Genomic DNA, 23,676 nt, shown 5'->3' with positions numbered 1-23,676 from the left:
ATGAGCATCAATAATCAAGCTATTATCAAACCGCAAAACTAAGCTTCCCCATTAAAACCTTTGGATTATTGCCAATAGTGATAGGCTCTCCACACAAAGCCTCGTTACCCAGCAAGGCAAACAGGATAGCCTCCTTTGCATTCGGATCAATCCCTAAACTGCCGGTATCATCAATGTGTGCAAAAGCCTGCTTCAAACGGCTTACTATAAAAGGGTTTCTTGCGCCGCCGCCGCTTATAAATATTTTCAGATCATCCGCTATAACATTAGCCGTAATAAAATTAATGATTGATGCAGCCGTAAATTCACTCAAAGTAGCTACCAGGTCTGCATTTGAAATATCCTTGGTCCCCGATTGCATTTGCGCGGTTTCAACAACTGTTAAATTAAACAATTCTGGTCCGGTAGTTTTTGGGGCCTGCTCCTCAAAAAATGAATGGCTAAGTAAAGCGTTAAGTAGCTCTTTATTTACATTGCCACTATTGGCAATGTTTGAATCCTCATCATAAGGCTTATTAAAATACTTGCGGCAGGCAGCATCTATCAATGTATTACCCGGCCCAATGTCGGTGCACAACACCTTGGCAGCATCGCTATCAGCCGGTAAATAGGTTAAATTGGCAATGCCGCCAATATTGAGCAAGATCCTGTTTTCGCCCGTTTTACTACCTAATAGCACATCGCCATATAATGCCAGCGGTGCGCCTTCGCCGCCTGCGGCTATGTGTTTTTGTCTAAAATCGCTGATTGTCAGTATTCCGGTTTTTACAGCCAGGTGGTCACCATCGCCAATTTGCAGGGTAGCGTTAGCGTAACCCGTCTGTTTGTGTAATCTTTTTGGAGCATGGTAAATGGTTTGCCCATGACTGGCTATAAAATCAACTACATCAGGCTTTACCCCCCATTTTGAAAGTGCCTGCAGTACCAGTTCGGCGTGATAATTACCAATAAAGGCATTCAGTAAAGTCAGCTTTTCCAGGTCGACTGTTTTGCGGGCAAATATTTGCTGCACCTCGGTTTTAAAACTTTCCGGATATGGAATGGTGATAAACTGCATCAGCTCAAATCGGGTTTGCAGCCCGTTACCTGTAAACCTGCACAAGGCAATATCCAACCCATCGAGTGAGGTACCCGACATTAAACCGATACCTGTTTTAGCCGGTTTGCGGGCGATATCAAAAAGTTTTTGCAGATTTTGGTTTAAAGGTAACATCCGGTTAAATTACTATTTGTTGGGCGTTTACAAAAGTTAAAATAATGGGTACACTAAGTAAATATCTGATATATTTGTTTTCAATCAAATTCATCCCATCCTATGGCCCGATTAAATTTATTGGAAGAGACCCGGTACGAGAAACTGCCGGTAAGTGTTTATAGCAACCAGCAGGAAGCTTCAATTGCAGTAGCTGGCCGGATAGCAAAGCTGATCCGCGACAAACAAAGCAAAGGCGAAAAAGCCGTGCTTGGTTTGGCTACCGGTGTTACCCCCATCGGGGTTTATGCCGAACTGGTGCGCCTGCACAAGGAAGATGGTTTATCATTTAAAAATGTCATCACTTTTAACCTTGATGAATACTATCCCATGAAGCCCGATGCGGCCCAAAGCTATGTTACTTTCATGTACGAGAATTTGTTTAGTCATGTGGATATTGAGCCTGCCCAGGTRCACATCCCGGATGGAACCCTGGATAAAGATGCCGTGGTGGCTTTCTGCCTGGCTTATGAGCACCAGATTGAGGAATTAGGCGGCCTKGACCTGCAGATCCTGGGGATTGGCCGTACCGGTCACATCGGCTTTAACGAGCCGGGGTCGGCACCCAACTCGGGTACCCGCCTGGTTACTTTAGATGATTTGACCCGCAATGATGCTTCCCGTGATTTTGGGGGTAAGGCCAATGTGCCTACCAAAGCCATCACCATGGGTATTGGCACCATTTTTAAAGCCCGCGAGATCATCCTGATGGCCTGGAGCGCCAAGAAAGCACCTATTATTAAAAAAGCGGTGGAAGGTGAGATCTCGGGTGAGGTACCGGCTACCTACCTGCAGCTATCCCAGCATGTGGAGTTTGTACTGGATGCGGCCGCCGCTTCTGAGCTGACCCGKTTTGATACYCCMTGGCTGGTAAAAGATTGTTCATGGGATGATAAAGTATTGAAGAAAAAAGCGGTGATCTGGCTGGCCGATACCATTGGCAAACCGGTATTGAAACTCACCGAAGAGGATTACAATAACCATGGGATGGCACAGTTAGCTGTAGAGCAGGGACCGGTTTATAACATCAACATCGATATTTTTAACCAGATCCAGCATACCATTACCGGCTGGCCGGGCGGCAAGCCGGATGCGGATGATTCCCAACGGCCGGAAAGGGCTTTGCCTGCCAAGAAACGTTCCATCATCTTCTCTCCGCACCCGGATGATGATGTGATCTCCATGGGCGGTACTTTTATCCGCCTGGTTGACCAGGGGCATGATGTGCACGTAGCTTACCAAACATCGGGCAATACCGCTGTTTGGGATGATGATGTGTTGCGTTACATGGAGTTTGCTATTGATTTTACCAACAGCATCGGCGAGGATAGTGGTCACCTGAGTTCCTTATATGAGGAGATGCGCGCCTTTTTCCCGCAGAAGCAGCCTAACCAGATTGATACCCGCGAGATCCGCAATGTGAAAGGTTTTATCCGCAAAACAGAAGCCATCTCGGGTGCACGTTACGCGGGTTTGCCCGATGACCATATCCACTTTATGGCTTTGCCTTTTTATGAAACGGGTAAAACCAAGAAGAACACGGTGGGCGAGGAAGAYATTTTGTTAACCATRGAGCTGCTGCAGMAAATAAAGCCGCACCAGATTTTTGCKGCTGGCGATTTTGCYGAYCCCAACGGTACGCACCTGGTTTGTTTCAACATTATCCTGGCTGCCCTGAACCGCCTGAAAGCTACCGAGGACTGGGTGAAGGATTGCTGGCTATGGATGTACCGCGGCGCATGGCACGAGTTTGAAACCTATGAGATTGAAATGTCGGTGCCCCTTTCTCCTGAAGAAGTGATCCGCAAGCGGAACGCCATCTTTAAGCACCAGTCTCAAAAGGATCGCCCTGTGTTCCCGGGGGATGATGCAAGGGAGTTCTGGGTAAGGGCCGAGGACCGCACCCGCGACACCGCGAATCGTTATGATCGCTTAGGGATGGCTGAGTATGAGGCTATGGAAGCGTTTGTGAGATACAGATTCTAAATTTTTTCCCGGATCATCATTGATGGTCCGGGGATCGTATAATACTAAGAAGGCGATGAATGTCGCCTTTTTTATTTAATTCCACGCTGAAATGGAACACCTGGTGCCCGCCAAAAGAATTATCCGGCCTTTTTTGAGGCTAATCTGGCTTTGCAGCCTGGGGTTTACCGCCCATCACAAACACCAAATTGCCACCGTTCATGATGTCCCTATGGCTTATATAATTCCTTAAATAAGGTTTACCATTCAGGCTAATGCTTTGGACATACTTGTTAGTTACTGATAAGTTTTGGGCCATTATAACAAAGCTTTTATTACCGGATAAGGCAAGGCTGATCCTGCTCAACTGCGGCGCACCAAATACATACCGCCCATCGGCAGGACTAACAGGATAAAAGCCCATCGCCGTAAAAATATACCAGGCCGACATTTGCCCGCAATCATCGTTACCGGATAATCCGTCCGGTTTGTTCTGGTAAAACTGATCAGAGATCTGCCTTACCAGCCGCTGCGTTTTGGCAGGATCTCCGGCAAGTGTATACAAATAGGCAATGTGGTGATTGGGCTCGTTGCCATGGGCATACTGTCCTATCAGCCCCGTAACATCCAGCGTTGAGCCTTTGCCAAATACTTTTGAATCCATATTGAACAAAGAATCGAGCCTGGCTAAGAAAGGCTTCTTCCCTCCCATCAGCTTTATCAATCCGGGGATATCGTGTTGTACCTGCCAGGTATATTGCCAGGCATTGCCTTCGGTATAGTCGCCGCCTATTGCCAGTTGCCCGCTATCCAGGCTGGCAAAAGGCTGCACCCAACTCCCATCTGATAATTTACCCCGCATCAGGTTGGTTGATGTATCAAACAGGTTTTTGTAGCATGTGGAGCGTTTGTTGAAATAGTTATAATCTGCCGTTTTGTTAAGCGATTTTGCCAGTTGCGCAGCGCACCAATCGTCATAAGCAGCTTCAAGCGTACGGGATACGGCTTCGCGCTTTACACTATCCGATGGCAGGTAGCCGTATTGCATGTAAAGGCCCCAATTGTATTTTGGATTTTTGTTGGTGGTGAGCGTAGCTTTTATGGCTTCAAAAGCCTGCTCTTTGTCAAAGCCTTTAATGCCTTTCAGGCTCGCATCTACTATCACAGGTACAGCATGATTGCCTATCATGGCGTAGCTTTCCTTACCAAACAAAGTCCATACGGGCAATAGTTTGGTAACTTTGAAATGCTGTAGCATAGTTTCAACCATTTGGCCATCTTTATCCGGGCAGATGAGTGTGTAAAGGGGGTGGGCAGCGCGGTAGGTATCCCACAGCGATAATGTTGAATAGTACACTTTATCGGCAGATTGATGTACCAGGTCATCGGCACCCCTATATTTGCCATCCACATCGGCAATGTTATTGGGTTGAATTAAAGCATGATAAATACTGGTATAAAAAGCTATCTTTTGCTCATCGGTACCCTCGGATCTTACTTTGGCGAAATAGCTTTCCCAGACTTTAGCAGCATCGGCCTTAACCTGTGTAAACGTTTTATTGGCAGTTTCGGCAGCGAGGTTTTTGCGGGTACCCTCAATACTTACCGCCGAGATGCCAACCTTGGCCTCCACCGTTTCGCCGGGATTGGTATTAAAATCAACCACCAAACGGCGATGGATGTCTCCATCAATAAAATGATAACCAGTAAATGCTTTGCTGAAACTCGCGGTAAAAAACACCTTTTTATTTACCCATTGGCTCGAAAATGCGTAGCCACTAATACTGGTTTTATTATTGATGGTGATGCTGCCTTCGGATACATGCTCCTTTAGTTGTTCGGCATCCTCAACCAAACCGCTTTGCAGATCTATCAGCAAATGCGATTTGCCGGCTTGATTAAAGGTATACCTGTGCAAACCGGTATGGGCCGAAGCAGTAAGCTGCGCTTTAATGTTATGATCTTTTAATACCACCTCGTAATAGCCTGGTGAAGCTTTTTCTGTTTGATGCGAAAAGCCACTGACGAATTTAGGTGGATCACTCCCCTGGAATGGGAAAAACAACACATCACCCAAATCAACGCCGCCGGTACCGCTTAAGTGGGTATGTGCAAAACCTGTTATAACACTATCTTCATATCGATATCCAGAGCAATAGTTCCAGCCAAAATTGCCTGTTTCGGGGCTTAACTGAACCAAACCAAAAGGTACCGTAGCGCCGGGAAAGGTATGCCCGGTTGCAGATGTACCAATGAAGGTATTAACATATTTGCCATAGGTTTGTGCGTACGCAAAAAAGCTTGTACCCAAACATGTGAGCACCAACAGCGTTTTAAACAGGCTTTTATATTGCACCATAAACCTGTTAGTGAAACATGTAACGCACCGGATTAAGTAATTTACCATTAGCTGTCTTTATTAGTATCAAATCCTGCATCCGGTTTATGTTGTCGGCTATATAATATCCGCTTAAATTGTAAATTCCTTTTTTAAGGTGCAGCAATGCCTTCTGCGGTTCAACGTAAGCGTTTTTGTTTTTGTAAATAATCTGCTGATCGCCCACAAACAAGGCAGGACTAACCTCGAAGCCCGAGGTGAGCTCATAATCACCTTCAATATCAATTTTTATATAGCCGTTCATTTCTACCCAGGTAATGTTGCCATCGGTTACGGGCAATACCATTGGATTGACGGAATCTATTATAGCCGTTATAGCGACAATGGACGTATCCACCTTATCAAAACTGGTTTCTTTACTTTTTATAAGCTTATAGCTTAAACCAGGCTTTAAATCTGCCGGGGCTATGCTATTTACGGTAACATTAACATGCTTTATAGTTGCCACCTGGAAAATGTGCTGTTTGTTCAATGTCCAGGTAGTATAGGTTTTTAACACCAGGCTGTCTTTGATCATTGCGCTGATATTTACCGGGAAAACCTGCCCCTTTGTACTGCTATCGGGCATTGTACCGTTAACTGAATAACGTACCTGCGCACCTAATAACGGGTATTTAAGCACCAGTCCAAACTGGTCGCTATTGGTAACTATGTTATTCATCCCTACAATATCGGGCAGGCGGGCGTTCAAATTCCACAGCTTGAAATAACCATATTGCTGCTTCATTTTATATTCAAACCTAACAAGATCTTTATTTTCTTTTGACGACCATGCAAGTTCGGCCACAGCGAGTGCACGGGGATAAACCATGTACTGCAGATGCGATGCATCCGGAACTTTTTCTGCCCAGATATTCCCCTGCGCTCCTAAAATATATTCGGCCTCCTCCGGACTTAGTTCTTTTGACATTGGCTCGTAATTGTAAACCATTTGCCAGGTTACCGGCGGATTCCAGCCGATAGGTTCCAAATCTTCATTAGCCTGCGGGGCATCAAAATACATGTAAGGTAATGGTGTCATCACCACATGATGGTGCATTTTGGCAGCAGCTATACCACCGGCTTCGCCCTGCCAGCTCATCACCGTGGCCGATTCGGCCAAACCTCCCTGCAGTATCTCGTCCCAACCTACAAGTTTCTTATTTTTAGAGAGCAAAAATTTTTCTATCCTTTTGATGAAATAACTCTGTATTTCTTTCTCGTTTTTCAGGCCTTCCCTTTTCATGAGCGCAACCGCGGCAGGACTTTTCAGCCAATCTATCATCTCGGCCTCATCACCACCAATGTGGATATACTGATTAGGGAAGAGCGCGATCACCTCGGTAAGTACATCTTCCATAAAAGTAAAAGTATGCTCACTTGGATCCAGCATACGGACACGATGTTTTGCCCCTGTTGAATCCTGGCAGCCCAGTTCGGGATAGGCAAATATGGCTGCTTCACTATGGCCGGGCATCTCAATTTCGGGCAGTATGGTTATATACCTGGCCTGTGCATATTTGATCACCTCCCGGATATCGTCCTTGGTATAAAATCCATCACGCCCCCCATCTATTAAATTATCCAGCTTGCGAAATTTGCCTTGCTTTTCATAAAAGCTGATCTTTGAGCCCACCCCGGTTAACTTAGGATATTTATCAATCTGGATGCGCCAGCCTTCATCATCAGTTAAATGCCAGTGAAACACGTTCAATTTATAATGGGCCATTACATCAATATATTTTTTTACCTCATCAACCGTAAAAAAATGACGGCTCACATCCAAACTCAAACCTCTCCACTGAAAACGAGGCTCATCAGCAATTACACATGCTGTTATTTTTACAGGAGCAACAGTTTTTGCCGGAAGCAATTGAATTAATGATTGTACACCATAAAACAACCCAGCCCCATTGCCCGATATTTTTACACTGCCGGGTTTTACGTTCATGTTATAAGCCCCCTCTTTGCTACTTACAGTAGTAAGCAACTGTATAGCTATAGCAACAGGTATTTTAGCATAAACCTTCAGCTTTAAATTCAGCTTGTAGTTTTGGGCAAGGTAATCCTGCAGGTATTTACCTACAGCCTGGCTTTCTTTATCAACCCCGATAACTGTTTTATTGCTTAAAATAAAGCTGCCTTTTTGCCCGGTTAACTGTAGTGGCTGCGGGATGATATGTAACTGGGCTTTTGCAGATGCAGACAAAGCACAAATTATTATTATAAAGATGTATTTTAATTTGATGATGCTATTCATTTGCAAAGGCTTAAATTTAAATCCCGACTGGGTTTGTTACCGTTTACCCGGTGGTTTCATGGTGTACACAAAATGATAAGTACCCGATACCACATTTATCTGTTCATCATTTCCTGTTTTTTTAATTTCGGTGATGCTTTCTATAGTGTTTATATCAAGTCCGCTCTCAGTCACCGGGTCTGTTACCGATGGTAAAACTACCTGAGCTGTGGTATTGGGTGGTACTACAATATCCAAAGTAAATATGCCATTATCTATGCTCCATGCCGACTTTATTTTGCCGTAAAGCGTTTCCAGTTCGGCCTGCGCACTGGTAAGTTTACCGCCAGGATGAGGCGCGATGATGATTTTATGAAATCCGGGATCGTTTTCATCAGTATTAATACCTGCTATTACCCTATACATCCAATCGCCAATAGCGCCGTAGGCATAGTGATTAAAGGAGTTCATTTCCGGGTCTTCAAAAGAACCATCGGGCTTAATGCCATCCCATCGTTCCCAAATGGTGGTTGCACCGTTTTTTACCGGGTATAACCATGATGGATACGACTCCTTCATCAGCAAACCATATGCTACGTCACTATAGCCAAATCGGCTTAATACATGACAGATATAAGGTGTGCCCAAAAAGCCGGTAGTTATGTGTTCATCATAGTCATCAATATTCTTAACCAATCTTTTTGCAGCCGATTGTCTCAGATTTTCGGGCAGCATATCAAAGTTAAGTGCCAGTACATAGGAGGTTTGTGTACCAGATATCATGCGCCCATTGGGAGTTACATACTCGCTGTTAAATGCTTTTTTTACATTGTAGAGCAGTTGCGAGTACCTTTGCACATCATCGGTTTTACCCAATACTTTTGCAGCGTTGATGAGCAATTGCGTTGAATGTGCGTAAAATGCCTGTGCTATCAGATTTTTATCGGTAAGAGCAGCGCCATCTTCATAATTTGTGCCGGCGTAAAAAAGCCAGTCGCCAAAGTGGTTACCTGTATCCCAGAGGTAGTTACGGCTATGGAACTGAATATAACCCACCCAGGCCTTCATACTTTCGTACTGCTCCTGTAAAACCCGTTTATCGCCGTAGGCCAAATAAATATTCCATGGTGCAATAGTGGCTACGTCACTCCAGCCCGACGCTGCCGACGAAGCACTATCCAGCATGTTTGGTATCACATACGGTACCGCGCCATTTTTATGCTGATCGGCAGTAAGATCTTTTAACCACTTGGTATAAAACCCGGCAACATCCATATTGAAAGTTGCGGTGCGGCAAAAAGCCTGGGCATCCCCGGTCCAACCCATGCGTTCGTCGCGTTGAGGGCAATCTGTAGGTACATCAATAAAATTCCCTTTTTGTCCCCATTGAATATTATGCTGCAACTGGTTAATGAGTGGGTTGGATGTTGAGAATTTACCCGTTTGTGCCATATCCGAATACAATGCGTAAGCGGCCAGGTTAGTTGAATCCAACGGTCCATTGTAGCCAACCACCTTCAAAAACCGAAAGCCCTGGAAGGTAAAATGAGGCTCAAACGTGGCTATGCTATCATCCTTAAAAACATAGGTGATCTCCTGTTTGGCGGTACGCAGGTTTTTAGTGTAAAAGTTCCCCTTTTGATCGAGCACCTCGGCATGGAAAAGCCTAAGCGTATCGCCTGCTTTTGCTTTAAGTTTAAACTGTACCCAACCTACCAGGTTCTGGCCAAAGTCAACTACCCGCTCACCTGCAGGTGTGGTAAATACTTTAAGAGGTAAAAATTTTTCGTGTTTTTTTACCGTAGGGCCTGCGGTGGCTATCAGGTTATCTTTAATAGTTGAATCTGTTTTAACGGTATCCCAGGTAAGATCGCGGTAGCCAGGACTTGTCCACCCGGATTTATCTTTGCGGGCATCGTAAACTTCGCCATCAAAAAATGAGGAAGACCCGATAGCTCCGTAACTCGCCCTCCAGCTTTTATCAGAGTTGATCACCACGCGGGTGCCATTGGTATATAATACCTCAAGCTGACAAAACAGTGCCAGTTTTGTACCGTACACATTTTTTTTACGATTATAAGTATAGCCACGGTACCATCCATCACCAATAGTTACGCCAATTGCGTTATCACCCTTTTGCAGGCTTGACGTTACATCATACACATTGTATTGAATGCGTTTGTTATAGCTCGTCCAGCCGGGTGCAAAGTAATCTGTACCTACCCTTTTTCCATTTAACTGCGCTTCAAAAACGCCATGTGCGGTTATATACAAGTGGGCGGCACGTATTTTATGATCTAATTTGAATGCTTTACGAAACATAGGAGCGGGACCACCTGTAGTATCAGACTGATAGGCATTCTGGATCCATTTGGCTGTCCAGTCGGTTGGTTTTAGTAGGCCCATCTTCCAAAAGTTAACCATGCTCCAGGGGCTTACCTGGTTTTTATTGTTCCATACCCTTACCTGCCAATAAACTTTTTGCCGCGATGCCAGCATCGGGCCGCCATAATAAATTTGCACCGACTGATCTGAATAGATCCTGCCGGTACCCCAAATAATATCCTTGCCCCGGGTTAATGATACCGCGTTACTACCTACTCTTATCTCATAAGATGTTTGCTGAATGCCACGCTCCTGTGTAACCAGTCTCCAACCGAGGCGCGGGTTGGCTGCATCAACAGATATTGGGTTGTTTTTATATTCACATATCAGGTTATCAATGCTAAAAGGAACGGGGACAGGTTGAACCTGTGAATAGGTTCTGGATTGTAAAAAAAGTAATAAAACGATACTTAAGCTTGTTTTATTAAACACGCTTATCATTTGAATATAATTCATACCACTAATATAGCTTAAGAACGATTTTTGTTTTAAATACTGTACATATTTAGCTATAAAACAGGTAAAAATGATGTGGTAATTGCAATATTTGTTAATAAACTTGTTGTAGCCCCGTAAAAGTTTTACTGGCAGCAGGTGCTGCATTAATGTTCAAGGTTGCCTTCATTTAGCGGATATTGGAAAAGCAGCCGGATATTGGCATATGCGGCAGAGTTAACGTTCCAGTAAGGTTTTTTAAAGGCTTTTTCCCTAGTGCCGTGGGCCGTCATTACTGCAACCGCTTTACCTGTACGTATAAGATCAAACCAGCGGTGGTTTTCAAAAGCAAGCTCAACCTGCCGTTCATGCGCTATGGCATCTCGGAAAGCCTCCTGGCCCGAAACATTTAATGCAGGATCTGCATTGCCAGCTGATTTATCTTCCAGGCCTGCCCGCTCCCTTACCAGGTTTAAATATTTGAAGGCATCGCCGCCACCTGCAAAACCCTGCTCATTCAGGCATTCGGCAAGCATCAGGTAAACATCGGCATAACGGTAAACAGGGAAATTTTTACCTGTTATCCCCTGAACGGCGCTTGTAGTTTGAAACTTTTTAATAAAGGGCAAATCAACCCCATATTCATCAGATGTAAAGTCAATTAAAGAAGCATCCCTCCTGTTATCGCCATCTTCGTACGCATTAACCAGGTCCTGTGTTGGAATATTCCAGCCGTTTTGCGCGCCATTGCCTATCTCGAACCCGGTAACGTCAGAATCATAATAATCCCAGGGAATAAAAGTATCCATAAAATTGCTGCCCAGGCCGTTGGAGCCTTCTATATACTGGATCTCAAATATCGATTCGGGACCGTTCTCATTGGTAATATCAAAGTTATCGGCATAATTGGCATTTAGGCTATAAGTGTTTGATGTGATAATATTACGCAGCAGCGGTATGGCCAGGTCAAATTTCTTTTGGGTCATGTACACTTCGGCAAGCATGGTTTCCGCAGTCCCCTTGGTTACTCTTCCTTTGTTAGCGGCTCCGCTATATCTTACCGGCAATTTGACAATGGCCACCTGGGCATCAGCAATAATAGCAGCATAAACGGCATTAATATCGGCTTTGGTCGCCACCTTGAAGGCCTCACTTACAGATTCTACTTCATTAAGCACCAACGGAACCCGGCCAAACATGCGCACCATATTAAAGTAATTAAAGGCCCGTAAAAAGCTGGCCTGCCCGGCAATGGTATCTGCAACGGCTGCATTAAGCTTAGCCGCAGGCAGCCGGCTTAAAATAGCATTACACCGGCCAATGCCCGTGTAACTGGCTTCAAAAAAAGCACCAACCATATCGTTATTGCTTGATTCCCTGAATTCGTCTATTTCCTCTTTGTTGGTACCAGAGCGATCATAAGGGTCAAATTCATAGGAGGTATTATCAGACCGCATTTCGCCCATGGCCCAAAAACTGCTATTGTATAAACCCTGCAAAGGTGCATAAGCTCCATTTACAGCCTGGGTAAACTGCGCGGGTGTTTTAAAAAAAATGGTAGTATTTTGAGTACCTGTTGGCTGCAGGTTAAGATAGTCTTTTTTACAGCCGGCTAAACCGATTACTGCAAGAATAAGAAAAGCATATATGTTAATTTTCATGATTTCAGTTGTTATGGTTTCACCATCGTTCTTTTTAATTCTCATTTTAATTAAAATGTTACGTTACACCCCAGGGTATAAACCGCAGAAACCGGATAACCGTTAAAATTCACATTTGGCGAAAGTGAGCGGTTACCGTCTTGCCCGTCTATCCCAACTTCGGGGTTACCGCCTTTATAACCGGTTATGAGTATGGCGTTTTGCGCACTGAAATAAACCCTGAAATTTTTACTGAACTTAGTTTTAAAATTGTACCCGATATCAATATTCTTAACAGCTAAATACGAGTTGCTTTCAACCCAGTAGGATGGGTAATAATCGCGGGCAAGGTTGGTGTTTGAAACGGTTGTAGGCAACAACCCATCGCCCGGATTGCTTGCAGAACGCCAGCGATGAATAACAGATTCTTCCACATTAAAAACACCATCAAGGTTGGTGGTAAACTGTTTGTACATATCAAACACATGCCCGCCTACCGAACCTGCAGAGATAATGTTCATATCAATGTTTTTGTATGAAAAATGGTTATTAAAACCAAATGTAAACTGTGCCCAGGGGTTTCCAATGTTGGTTTGGTCGTTTACATCAATTACCCCATCCTTATTAATATCCTTGTACCTGATATTCCCAACCTGCTCACCATCAAAATGCGCGTATTTATCAAGCTCGGCCTGGTTCTGAAATATTCCTTCAAAAATATATCCATAAAACTGGCCCAGTGGCAAGCCCACTTTGGTGATGCTGGTAGGGTTATCATTGGCTGGTGCATCATAAATATACGGGGTTGGACCTAAACTTAATACTTTGTTGCGGTTAAAGGAAATGTTAAGATCTGTTGACCAGTTAAACGCGTGGCCAACAATATTTTTGGTGGTTAAGGTAAATTCCCATCCACGGTTGCGCACATTACCAACGTTTGTTAAAGCTGTGCCATGGCCCGATACAATAGGAATAGGGATATATTGCAGCATTTTTTGCGTAAAACGGTTGTAGTATTCTGCAATTAAATAAATGCGGCCTTTAAGTAATGACACATCCAAACCAATGTCAAGCTGCCGGGTAGTTTCCCAACCAAGTTCTTTATTTCCTATCAGGTCGGTTTCTGAAGCACCGGGAGCAAGCGCGCCACCAAATGTATAGTTGGCAGCATCAACAGATGGGATATAATCATAGTATCCAACATTGTTGTTACCCGCAAGGCCATAGCTGGCGGTAAACTTCAACTGGTCAATAGCTGCCGTTTTAGGAAAAAATGATTCGTCAGAGATACGCCAGCCGCCAGATACAGAAGGGAAAGTACCCCACCTGTGCCCCGGGGCAAACCTGGATGAGCCATCACGGCGGATAGATCCGCTTAACAGGTATTTATCTTTATACGCATAGTTTACCCTTCCAATTACCGATTGTAAACGCCATTCTAAATCGCTTGCGCTTGCGGTAACAATAGTTGCCTTATCAACCGACCGTATGGCATCATCAGGAAATCCTGTACCGAAAGTTAAACGACTATGCAAATTTTCCTGCTGGATGGAGTAATCGGCTAATACCGTTAAAGTATGGTTCCCCCAAGTTTTTTTGTAATTAATACTATTTTCATTAAGCCAGTTAAAAACATTGTATGAAGTAAAAGAGCCTACTGCCTTTTGTTGTTTTCCATCGCGATTTGGCACGTTGAAACCTCCAAGAAAAGATGGCCTGTAATAGTCCTGCGATTTTGTTTGATAGTCGACCCCAAAAGTTGATTTAAAGTTTAAGCCCTTAAGTATTTCCCAATCGGCATAAACATTGGAAAGTACGCGAAATTCGTTGCGATTATTGGTTGTATTTACCAATTGGCTAACCGGGTTAACATTTTGAAATGTACCGGGCGAGCCAACAACATTGGTATATGATCCATCGGGCTGTTTTACCGGAGTAAGCGGGCTTTCCAGGTAAGCCTGGCTTAACGCACCCGAAATAAAATGACCGTCGGTTTCCTTTAAGTTCCTAAAACTATAGGTAGGCGCTATACTAAGACCAACTGTTAAATTTTTAGCTACATCGGCATCCATATTGGCTTTTAATGAATACCTTTTAAAAGCCGTGTTTATCACGGTACCCTGCTGGTCAAAAAATCCCAACGAGAATAACGATCTTATTTTTTCGGTGCCATTGGCAATAGTAACATCATAATTTTGCATAGGGGCAACTCTTGTTACCGCATCAAACCAATCGGTTCCCTTACCCAATGATTTGGGATTATTGTACGCAGCTGGTATGGGATTATTTGAGCCGTTAACAGCGTTGGCATCCTGTATTGCTTCTGTTCGCCATTGGGCAAATTCAGATGCCGTCATCATTTTAAGCTTGCTCTTGGGGAGGATGGTTTGAATACCGGTCGAAGTGTTTACCGTAACACTCGATTCGCCTTTTTTAGCCCTTTTGGTAGTGATGAGAATAACGCCGTTTGCACCACGAGACCCATATATTGCTGTAGATGCGGCATCTTTAAGCACACTGATACTTTCAATATCATCGGGATTAATAGTGCTTATAGGATTGGAGTATTGATCAAATCCCGGAGAAATAGGAAATCCATCAACAACATACAGCGGATCATCGCCCGCACCTATGGAACCGGCGCCGCGGATATTAACAGAGACACCACCACCCGGGGTACCTGTTACCTGGTTTACGGTAACACCTGCCAACTGACCGGCAAGCTTCAGATCAACACTTGCAGCCTTTATCTCTTTTATGTTAGCCATTTTAACGGTACCAACTGCACCGGTAACATCTTTTCTTTCCAGGCTACCATAACCAATAACCACAACCTCGCTCATTTGCTGGTTATCTTCTTCAAGCGACACATTAATTACCGTTCTTTTACTAACTGGTTCTTCCCTGGTTTTGAAGCCCACAAACCTAAAAACCAACACCGCGTTATCATCAACCTCGATGCTGTATTTACCATCGACGCCGCTTATTACACCGGTATTTGTTCCTTTGACGACAATGCTTACACCCGGCAAAGGCTGTTTGGCATTATCAAGTACCTGCCCGGCAACAATTATCTTTTCCGGTACAACCACTTGTTCGTACTTTTTATTTACAATAATGGTTTTGTTATCAATAATATAGGTAAAAGGCTCGTCTTTAAAACACTCGCGCAGTGCTTCATCAAGTGTGGCATTTTTTAACGCCAGGGTAACAGGTTTGGCCTGCTTAATTTCCTTGTATTTGTAAAAAAAGTAAAAGCCGCTTTGCTTCTCAATAGCGGTAAATACTTTATCAATAGCGGTATTGGTTGTGCTTAACGTTATGGTTTGCGAATAACTTTTGGCGCTAAGCTGTAAACAGCCAATCAAAATCAGGATAACCGTTAACTTCATGGTCAAAAACAGTTTGGAGGTTGGTGTACCGGGGACAGAAAATACTTTACCCCTAAAGTTTAATTGCATAACTTCGTTGCGGTTTGGGTTAATGTGTCTGTGAAGGAAACTCAGGAAAAACCTGGCCCATACATTTAAGCCGGGAGTATTGCAGTACTCCCGGCATTTTTGCAGGCAAGGTAGGTGTAGGGTGTTAGAAGATAAGTCTGCTTTTTTTCATAGGTAGATGGTTTAACTCAAGGTAATTGTTATTAATTGATATGGTTAAGGTGATACTATTATCTTTTTGTCTTCAACTTTAAAATGGACATGGCTAAGCTCCAGCACGTGCAACACTTGCGATAGTTTTACATTCCGCTCAATTTTTCCAACAAACTCATCATCGGGTATTTTGCCTGTATAAATTACCTCGATATCGTACCAGCGCGAAAGTTGTTTCATGATATCCTGAATACCGGAGCGGTTAAATTCAAAAATGCCATTTTTCCAGGCCACGAATTCTTCGGAATCAACATCAATAACCTGTATATTGCCGCCTTTAATTATACCCTGCTGACCTGGTTTTAACAAATTGCTGGCCGCGCCACTGGTTAATTGTACAGAACCTTCCAGCAAGGTAGTCCTGATGGCGTCCTCATCGCTATAGGCATTAATATTAAAGTGGGTACCTAAAACTTTTACGTTAAGGGTATTAACATTTACTTTAAAAGGTCTGGATGGATTTTTAGTAACCTCGAAGTAAGCTTCGCCGCTTAATTCAACATTACGCTCATTACCTGCAAAAGTGGTTGGGAATTTAATAGATGAAGCCGCGTTGAGCCAAACATTAGTCCCATCGGGTAATATCACCTGGTATTGGCCGCCACGTGGTGTACTGATTGTGTTATAGGCCATAGGCTCATCATCCGATGATTTTTTTTCACCGTCAGCCACATAAATAAGCTGCCCATCTTTTGTCTTTTTTATACTGATGTTACCTTTTTGGGCAAGGGTGCCGATTCTTGCGGAATCGAGCACCACTTTCTCGCCGTTGTCTAAGGTTAGGATTGCTCTATTTTTACCCGGATCAACATCGTGCTTAACAGCAGTGTTATTTTGTGCTGTTAGGGGGCTCTTAGCAGCGTGTTGAAAGCTGTAATAAATCCCGGCACTTATAAACAGGAGCGCTATGGCAGCGGCAATATTCCGGTAGGCAAAAAGCCGGAATACTTTTGGTTGATCTTGTTTTTTTGATTGCTGAACAGCACTTTTCAAACGCTGCAGCATTTTATCTTCCAGTTGTTGCTTTACGCCGAGTGCCCGCTCATCCCAATCTTCGTTGGTTTGGAAGCTATCGAATAAGTCCATCAACAGTTGCACCTCATCATCGGTAGCCTGCCCGTTGAGGTATTTATCAATCAATTGTTGGAATTCGTGCTTTTGCAAAACCTGGCTTTTTATAAGGAGAGTATAAAAACGGGGGTATCCCCTATTGATGAGAGAAAAAAAATCGACAAAAGTTCCTAAAACAAAAAGAAACTCCCCAGCGAAGTACGCAATTGCTTTAAGGCTTTAGTCAGATGGTTCTCTACAGTTTTGGTTGAGATATTAAGTTGGGAGGCTATTTGTTTATGACTTAAATGTTCTTCGCGGCTAAGCCGGTAAACCTCGCGGCACTTTTCGGGCAGGGTGTTTACTGCCGAGTTTAGCTGCAATATCAGTTCTTTATATTCTATATCCTCCTGCCCCGTAGGGGTTTGCAATCTGTTTGCAAGCATATCAAAAACATCGCTCGTTACAGCTCCCGAACGGATCTGCCGGTAAACCTCATACCTGGTAGAAGCGTATAGATACGCCTTTAATGATACGGTTATCCGGATACTTTCCCGGCTATTCCAAAGCTTTATAAAAAGCTCCTGGATAATATCCTCGCAGGCCTGGTTATCCTTTAAAACATTATAAGCTGATAGGTACAGTTGCTGCCAGTATTTTTTGTAGATAGCCGTCAACGCGCTTTCATCGCCCGATTTTAATCGATCAACCAGCTGCACATCACTTATAACTATTTTATCGGCCATCCTAAAACTTCGATAAATTTAATAAAAATTTGAATATTGATTATTGAAATAATAATTAGCCATAAATTCATTTTTCAACCCTTCAAATTCTCAAAATTAACCCATTCTTTATAGGTTTTAACTTTCTGCTGCACGAAAAAGAGGTATCGCCCAAAGCCAGGTGCGGTATCATTTGGCATCATGAAAAATGATACCCATGCTACACCGTTGGCCATCCGTTACTTCACCGATGCCATGCTTCATATTAACCCTATGATACCCTTTACTCCCCTTTGCAGGCCGGTAACTGGTGGTAAACAGTACCATATCGCCTTTGGCCGGTTTTAACACTATCGTTCTTGATTGCTCCCTGGGCTTTTGCTCCAGCAAAATAAATTCGCCCCCTTCATAATCAACACCCGGTTCGTCTAAAACAAATACCGACTGAATGGGGAAAAACACTTCGCCATAAAGGTCCTGGTGCATGGCGTTGTAGCCACATTTCACATATTTTAATATCAGTGCCGTTGGGCGCAGTTGTTGGTGCTCATGGCAATGTTGCAATAATTCATCCAATGTACCGGCGAAACGCAGCTCTTTATTCAATAACTCCATCCAGTTATTGGCTATCGGGGATAAATGAGGATAAACACTTTCGCGCAATTGCTGAATGATTGCAGGCAGCGGGTACGTAAAATATTTATACTCTCCCCGGCCGTAATGGTGCCGCTCCATAACTACCGTTTTGCGGTACAGATTTTCATTAGCATATTGGGCTACCAGGTTGTTGCATTCATCCACAGTTAAAACATTTTTAACTAATGCATACCCTTTAGTATCCATTTCGGCTTTAATATCCGCCCAGTTTAAACCGTTAATTCTTCCTTTAATTTCCATAGCCATTTAAATTGATACCGGGTTATTAACCATTGCAGCCTCCCAGCCTATCATGGCCGATTTACGGGTTGATCCCCAATGATAATGCCCCGATTCTCCTGTCGACCGGATAACCCTGTGACAAGGGATCAAAAACGCCACCGGATTGGCACCAACTGCGCTACCTACCGCCCTGCCAGCATTGGGCAGTAGTATATTTTGCGAAATATCCCCATAACTGCACAGGCCACCCATCGGTATTTTTAGTAATGCTTCCCATACTTTTAGCTGGAAGCTGCTACCCTTTAAGTGTAATTTAATAGCCGGTAATTGCGACCAATCTTTTTTAAAGATATGCAAAGCATCCTGCTGGGCCAGATCAAGCACCTGGGTGTAAGCGGCATTGGGGAAATGCAGTTTCAACTGTTCAAGCGCGTCGGCATGGTCATCGGCAAACGCCATATAACAAATTCCTTTAGGGGTTGATGCTACAATGATATTACCAAACGGACTTTCGGCAAAGCTGTAATTGATACTCAATTCTTTACCCCCGTTCTTGTATTCGGCCGGAGTCATCCCCTCAATATTGATAAACAGATCATGCAACCGACCGGTGCCCGAAAGTCCGGTTTCATAAGCGGTATCGAATAAAGTAGCCTGCTTATCTTTCAATATTCCCTTGGCATATTCCAAACTCAGGTATTGCAAAAACTTCTTGGGACTGATGCCTACCCAATCGGTAAATAAACGTTGAAAATGGAAGGGGCTCAGGTTCACCTTTTCGGCAACTTCATCCAAATTGGGTTGGTTTTTAAAGTTGAGCTTTATGTAGTTTATCGCCCCGGCAATACGTTCATAATTGATATTTTCTTGTGTGTTCATAATGTTATTTATTATTTACAAACAAATGTAGGCCGATAAAGAACGCCATAAAACCCGGAACTTGCTGACATTGATTTCGCCTGAACCAGATTTTTCACCCATTGCCTGTTTTTAATGATGTACCTGCATAATGCTGCTCCCTTTTTGCTTTCTACCTATCTGTTATTCTCCAAAAATGCCAACGTCAAAGTCCATGCTTCTTTGGATGCGGCTTCGTTATAGCTTGAGCGCTCATCACAATTAAAACCATGATCGGCGTAGGATATTTTTACGTTGATGTAATCCTTCCCCACAGCTTCAACCGCGTTGATAGTGGTATTGATGTTTTCGGTTTTGATGTGCGCATCTTTACCTCCCCAAAAAAACAGGTGCTTGCCATGCAGATTGGCAGCCATGTGGGCAACTTTATCCAAACCGCCTCCATAATAAGATACCGCCGCTTTTAATGGCAATAATGCGTTGGCAATAAAGGTTACCCTGCCGCCCATACAATAACCTATGGCGTAAACAGCATTAATATCCACGTTGGTTTGTGTGCTTAGCCATGCCCATGTTGCTTCAAGATCGGCCTTAAAACCTTCATTGCTTAGTTTAGAAGTGTGTGGGGTTACCGAATTAAAATCAGTATAGTCGCCTGCAAAACCTTTTGGGGCAGTGCGGTGAAAAAGTTCGGGGGCAATGGCAATATAACCTTCAGCTGCAAATTTATCAGCAACGCTGCGGATGTGATGGTTAACGCCAAAGGCCTCCTGTAATACAATAATGGCTGGCGTACCTGGTTTCACATCTGCGGGGAATACCGTATAGGCTGCCATGTTACTGCCATCCGCAATATTTAGTTCGATATAATTTTCATTATCCATAGTTTATGACAGTTTTAGTTCAAAGTTAAAAAACAATGACAGATACTTAAAGGGCAAAAGGTTAACGGTAAGAGGTCTTTTATTTGCGGCTTTAGTATTTATAGCGCTAATTTATCATCCCTCACCTCCTTCAATAATTTACAAAACAGTGAGGTGCCAACCGATGTTACTTACCATATTTGTACCAAATAAAAAAATATGGCCCATCTGTTTTCGCCCCTTAAAATAAAAAATATCGAACTTAAAAACCGCATCGTGGTATCCCCTATGTGCGAGTACTCCAGCGAAGGCGGCTTTGCTAACGACTGGCATTTTGTACACCTGGGCAGCCGTGCTGTTGGCGGCGCTGCTTTAATTATTACCGAAGCCGCAGCGGTATCGCCCGAGGGCCGCATTTCTTCTGCCGATCTGGGAATCTACAAGGATGAACACATTGAAAAACTAACACAGATCACCGATTTTATACATGCTCATGGCGCTTATGCCGGCATACAACTGGCGCATGCGGGTAGGAAGGCCAGTCACCAGCAACCATGGCTGGGAGGAAAACAGATCCCCTCCGATCAACCAAACGGATGGAAATCTTACGCGCCAAGCGCTATAGCTTTTATCGAAAGTGAAGAGGCTCCGCTTGAATTGGATAAAGCGGGAATTGAAAAAATAAAAGCCGATTTTAAGGCAGCCGCGGCAAGGGCCGTACAAGCTGGTTTTGATGTGATAGAGCTGCATGGCGCACATGGTTATTTGCTGCATGAATTTCTTTCACCCGCAAGTAATAAGCGTACCGATGAATATGGTGGATCGTTCCCAAACCGCATCCGCTTTTTGTTAGAAGTTATTGAAAGTGTGCAGGAAGCATGGCCAAAAGAAAGCCCGCTGTTTGTACGCCTTTCGGCAACAGAATGGATCGAAGGTACCTGGACGGCAGATGACTCGGTAGCACTTGCTAAAATATTAAAGGATAAAGGCGTTGACCTGATAGACTGCTCAACCGGCGGAAACATTGCAGGGGTTAAGATAGCGTTAAAACCAGGTTACCAGGTTGAATTTGCAGAGAAAATTAAAAAAGAAAGTGGTATACTTACCGGTGCAGTAGGTTTAATAACCAAAGCACACCAGGCCGATGAAATTATACAGGAAGGCGAGGCCGACCTTATATTTTTGGCCCGCGAAATGCTGCGCGACCCGCATTTCCCGCTGCGTGCAGCACATGAACTTGGGCACGAAGTAAAATGGCCGGTTCAGTATGAACGGGCGAAATGGTCGTGAGGGGAGCGAAGTCCATAGCCGATGGTCAATAGTCCATGGGGTATGGAATCCAATTATTATTAAAGCACCAAAAATAAACCTATGGGCCATCGATTATGGTCTATAGACTAAACAAAAACCATAAACAATAAAAACTACAAACTATGAAACGTACAGCAAACGCCCATTGGAATGGCACTTTACAGGCCGGCAGCGGAGAAATCACCACGCAAAGCACCGTGCTTAACAAAACACAATACTCGTTTAAAACCCGCTTCGCCGATGGCGTTGGCACCAACCCCGAAGAGCTGATTGCTGCTGCGCACGCAGGCTGCTTTACTATGGCTGTTGGCGCTGCCCTGTCACAAGCTGGATTTACTCCCGGCGATTTGACCACCGATGCTATCCTCGACCTGGATATGCAGGCATTAAGCATCACCGGTATCCACCTGGAATTGAAAGCATCAGCGATTGATGGTGTTGACGAAGCCAAATTTAAAGCCATTGCCGAAGACGCTAAAGCAAATTGCATCATTTCAAAAGCATTGAGCGTACCATTTACTTTGAATGTTACTTACGCGTAAGTAAATATCACTTTACAACCATGTCATTGCCACGTTGCACTGCTCATGACCAGTTGTAGGGTCCCAGACTTACGAAGTTTTAAAAACTTCGTAAGTCTTTCGCGGATTTGTCGTTCCCCCTTCAGAGATCCCGGATTTTAGCTCTGATAATTACCCGTTTTATTTTAAGCGCCTGTTATTTTTGTATCAACGCCAATAACCCCTGCGGTGTTTCGTAAGTTGAGCCTTTGTAATCCATCGCCTTAACACCTACACAAACAGTATCAACGGCATTATTGGCATGGGTGATATAAATTTTACCCCTCACATCGGGCTGAGTGCCTTCGCCGGCCAGTTTCATACCGCTTAACAGTTGCATCACGCTATCTATACCCGGTGTTTGTGTAAAATTTTTAACCTTCCCTTCGGGGAAATAAAAATCAAACTTATCGCAGGTGATCCTGAACTGGGTTTCGCGCCCCAGCTCCGTAAATTTAAATTGAATGCTTTTAACAGCCTCATCAGGGTTGGTTTTTGGCTTGCAGGCTGAAAGGGTAAAAATGGACAATATGATTGCAGCGTTTAATTTTTTCATGGTTGATATAAATTTAAATATAACTTACGTAACGAAAAAAACAACATCATCAAAAACGCAATTCCGGGCGCCCAAAAAGATATTATTAATTGATTAAAGCTGGGGATCATTATGTCAGGATAATTGGACCATAAATAACTACGATTTTGGGACAGGTTTCCGCAAATAAATAGCTTTTCAACGGTAATTTTTTTAGGTATAACGTTAATAACATATATGTCATCCTTATAAGGGGCATAAGCAAGAATGTTTTCTGTTTGGCAAATATCGAGCGCGTTAACAAAAGTCCAGTATTTGGCTTTGTTGCCAAAATGAAAATCAACGCCTCCAATTGTATCTCTTGATTTAAGCATTTCCCTTATCTGTAATCGGGCAAAATCAAGGCGAATTTTATCGTCGGCTTCATTTTTTCCATCTAAATTGATATGGAGATATTTTCTTTCGGGTGGAAATTTATGCTGAAATTTTTTTGGCAAAGCCTGCTGCCATTCAGGACTCCATACGGCAATAGTCATCATATTTCGGGGAGCAAATGCCTTCTGTTCATTTAAATAAATTAAACAAAATATCGGCAATAAAGCAAGGCTGATTATTCCCGGGGGATAGATGATTGGCTTGCGTGGAGTTAAGGTTAACATCTTCATGGATTCGGTTGTGATAATAAAGTTAGGATAATATACCAGCAAAAAAAACCGCATTAAATACTGCAGATAATATGCCCACTATTGTACAAAACATATCGACAGAAATAGTATCCGGCCCTATTAGCCAGTGAGGTTGAAAGCCACGGGAACGACCCTTTTGTTTAAAAAAAGTAGAGAAGGCAAAAGAAACCCTGAAAAGAGGTGGGTTGGCTAATCAAAAGAAGTAATTATATAACCAATATTGATGACATTCTTCCACGTGGCGTTCCCCCTTCAGGGGCTTA

Annotated in this window: 16 protein-coding genes; 3 read left to right on the top strand and 13 right to left on the bottom strand. The window is 43.6% G+C overall.

Going from position 1 to position 23,676, the window contains the following annotated elements; genetic code table 11:
* Positions 1-25: 25 nt before the first annotated feature.
* Positions 26-1,213: an anhydro-N-acetylmuramic acid kinase gene (locus AC1DQW_RS19240; RefSeq protein WP_477455558.1), complete on the bottom strand. Its 1,188-nt coding sequence runs from the start codon at positions 1,211-1,213 to the stop codon at positions 26-28.
* A gap of 102 nt (positions 1,214-1,315) precedes the next feature.
* Here AC1DQW_RS19240 and nagB point away from each other — a divergent pair, with 102 nt between their 5' ends.
* Positions 1,316-3,238 (top strand): glucosamine-6-phosphate deaminase, encoded by a 1,923-nt coding sequence (gene nagB / locus AC1DQW_RS19235; protein WP_477455557.1) that lies wholly within the window; start codon positions 1,316-1,318, stop codon positions 3,236-3,238.
* A 139-nt stretch (positions 3,239-3,377) separates the two neighbouring features.
* Here nagB and AC1DQW_RS19230 read toward each other — a convergent pair whose 3' ends face one another.
* From AC1DQW_RS19230 to AC1DQW_RS19185, 10 genes are all read right to left on the bottom strand, one after another.
* On the bottom strand, positions 3,378-5,576 hold the full coding sequence (locus AC1DQW_RS19230) for a GH92 family glycosyl hydrolase (RefSeq protein ID WP_477455556.1): 2,199 nt from the start codon (positions 5,574-5,576) through the stop codon (positions 3,378-3,380).
* A 7-nt stretch (positions 5,577-5,583) separates the two neighbouring features.
* Entirely contained in the window at positions 5,584-7,854 is a 2,271-nt protein-coding gene (locus AC1DQW_RS19225) for a beta-N-acetylhexosaminidase (protein WP_477455555.1), read from the bottom strand.
* Positions 7,855-7,890: 36 nt separating this feature from the next.
* The gene (locus tag AC1DQW_RS19220; protein WP_477455554.1) at positions 7,891-10,674 is read right to left on the bottom strand and encodes a family 78 glycoside hydrolase catalytic domain; all 2,784 of its coding nucleotides are present in this window, start codon (positions 10,672-10,674) and stop codon (positions 7,891-7,893) included.
* 146 nt (positions 10,675-10,820) lie between these two features.
* Complete coding sequence (locus AC1DQW_RS19215; RefSeq protein WP_477455553.1) at positions 10,821-12,314, bottom strand: RagB/SusD family nutrient uptake outer membrane protein; 1,494 nt, start codon at positions 12,312-12,314, stop codon at positions 10,821-10,823.
* A gap of 50 nt (positions 12,315-12,364) precedes the next feature.
* The gene (locus tag AC1DQW_RS19210; protein ID WP_477455552.1) at positions 12,365-15,754 is read right to left on the bottom strand and encodes a TonB-dependent receptor; all 3,390 of its coding nucleotides are present in this window, start codon (positions 15,752-15,754) and stop codon (positions 12,365-12,367) included.
* Between the two features lie 195 nt (positions 15,755-15,949).
* The gene (locus tag AC1DQW_RS19205) at positions 15,950-17,110 is read right to left on the bottom strand and encodes a FecR family protein (RefSeq protein ID WP_477455551.1); all 1,161 of its coding nucleotides are present in this window, start codon (positions 17,108-17,110) and stop codon (positions 15,950-15,952) included.
* A 77-nt stretch (positions 17,111-17,187) separates the two neighbouring features.
* Entirely contained in the window at positions 17,188-17,742 is a 555-nt protein-coding gene (locus tag AC1DQW_RS19200; RefSeq protein WP_477455550.1) for an RNA polymerase sigma-70 factor, read from the bottom strand.
* 168 nt (positions 17,743-17,910) lie between these two features.
* The gene (locus AC1DQW_RS19195) at positions 17,911-18,618 is read right to left on the bottom strand and encodes a 2OG-Fe(II) oxygenase (protein ID WP_477455549.1); all 708 of its coding nucleotides are present in this window, start codon (positions 18,616-18,618) and stop codon (positions 17,911-17,913) included.
* A gap of 6 nt (positions 18,619-18,624) precedes the next feature.
* A complete protein-coding gene (locus tag AC1DQW_RS19190; RefSeq protein WP_477455548.1) occupies positions 18,625-19,479 on the bottom strand; it encodes a bifunctional helix-turn-helix domain-containing protein/methylated-DNA--[protein]-cysteine S-methyltransferase in 855 nt (284 codons plus the stop codon).
* Positions 19,480-19,634: 155 nt separating this feature from the next.
* Positions 19,635-20,342, bottom strand: coding sequence for a dienelactone hydrolase family protein (locus AC1DQW_RS19185; protein ID WP_477455547.1), 708 nt, complete (start codon positions 20,340-20,342; stop codon positions 19,635-19,637).
* A gap of 198 nt (positions 20,343-20,540) precedes the next feature.
* On the opposite strand from AC1DQW_RS19185, the gene namA reads away from it, so the two are divergent.
* Together namA and AC1DQW_RS19175 are read left to right on the top strand one after the other, a co-directional pair.
* A complete protein-coding gene (gene namA, locus AC1DQW_RS19180; protein ID WP_477455546.1) occupies positions 20,541-21,611 on the top strand; it encodes an NADPH dehydrogenase NamA in 1,071 nt (356 codons plus the stop codon).
* 143 nt (positions 21,612-21,754) lie between these two features.
* Complete coding sequence (locus AC1DQW_RS19175; protein ID WP_477404144.1) at positions 21,755-22,174, top strand: OsmC family protein; 420 nt, start codon at positions 21,755-21,757, stop codon at positions 22,172-22,174.
* A gap of 175 nt (positions 22,175-22,349) precedes the next feature.
* Here the strand turns inward: AC1DQW_RS19175 and AC1DQW_RS19170 are convergent, their stop codons facing one another.
* Complete coding sequence (locus AC1DQW_RS19170) at positions 22,350-22,748, bottom strand: hypothetical protein (RefSeq protein WP_477455545.1); 399 nt, start codon at positions 22,746-22,748, stop codon at positions 22,350-22,352.
* Positions 22,745-23,392 (bottom strand): hypothetical protein, encoded by a 648-nt coding sequence (locus tag AC1DQW_RS19165; RefSeq protein WP_477455544.1) that lies wholly within the window; start codon positions 23,390-23,392, stop codon positions 22,745-22,747. Before AC1DQW_RS19165 ends, AC1DQW_RS19170 begins: the two co-directional genes overlap by 4 nt.
* Positions 23,393-23,676 lie beyond the last annotated feature (284 nt).

This window comes from Mucilaginibacter sp. P5_A4, from assembly GCF_056400605.1.
The sequence above is the reverse complement of the archived record's forward strand: the minus strand, read 5'-3'. Positions and strand labels throughout refer to the sequence as shown.

Bases quoted from the DNA above. Each gene is read 5' to 3' on its own strand.
- AC1DQW_RS19240 (WP_477455558.1), bottom strand. From the start codon at position 1,213: ATGTTACCTTTAAACCAAAATCTGCAAAAACTTTTTGATATCGCCCGC.
- AC1DQW_RS19230 (WP_477455556.1), bottom strand. From the start codon at position 5,576: ATGGTGCAATATAAAAGCCTGTTTAAAACGCTGTTGGTGCTCACATGT.
- AC1DQW_RS19225 (WP_477455555.1), bottom strand. From the start codon at position 7,854: ATGAATAGCATCATCAAATTAAAATACATCTTTATAATAATAATTTGT.
- AC1DQW_RS19220 (WP_477455554.1), bottom strand. From the start codon at position 10,674: ATGAATTATATTCAAATGATAAGCGTGTTTAATAAAACAAGCTTAAGT.
- AC1DQW_RS19215 (WP_477455553.1), bottom strand. From the start codon at position 12,314: ATGAAAATTAACATATATGCTTTTCTTATTCTTGCAGTAATCGGTTTA.
- AC1DQW_RS19210 (WP_477455552.1), bottom strand. From the start codon at position 15,754: ATGCAATTAAACTTTAGGGGTAAAGTATTTTCTGTCCCCGGTACACCA.
- AC1DQW_RS19200 (WP_477455550.1), bottom strand. From the start codon at position 17,742: ATGGCCGATAAAATAGTTATAAGTGATGTGCAGCTGGTTGATCGATTA.
- AC1DQW_RS19195 (WP_477455549.1), bottom strand. From the start codon at position 18,618: ATGGAAATTAAAGGAAGAATTAACGGTTTAAACTGGGCGGATATTAAA.
- AC1DQW_RS19190 (WP_477455548.1), bottom strand. From the start codon at position 19,479: ATGAACACACAAGAAAATATCAATTATGAACGTATTGCCGGGGCGATA.
- AC1DQW_RS19185 (WP_477455547.1), bottom strand. From the start codon at position 20,342: ATGGATAATGAAAATTATATCGAACTAAATATTGCGGATGGCAGTAAC.
- namA (WP_477455546.1), top strand. From the start codon at position 20,541: ATGGCCCATCTGTTTTCGCCCCTTAAAATAAAAAATATCGAACTTAAA.
- AC1DQW_RS19175 (WP_477404144.1), top strand. From the start codon at position 21,755: ATGAAACGTACAGCAAACGCCCATTGGAATGGCACTTTACAGGCCGGC.
- AC1DQW_RS19170 (WP_477455545.1), bottom strand. From the start codon at position 22,748: ATGAAAAAATTAAACGCTGCAATCATATTGTCCATTTTTACCCTTTCA.
- AC1DQW_RS19165 (WP_477455544.1), bottom strand. From the start codon at position 23,392: ATGAAGATGTTAACCTTAACTCCACGCAAGCCAATCATCTATCCCCCG.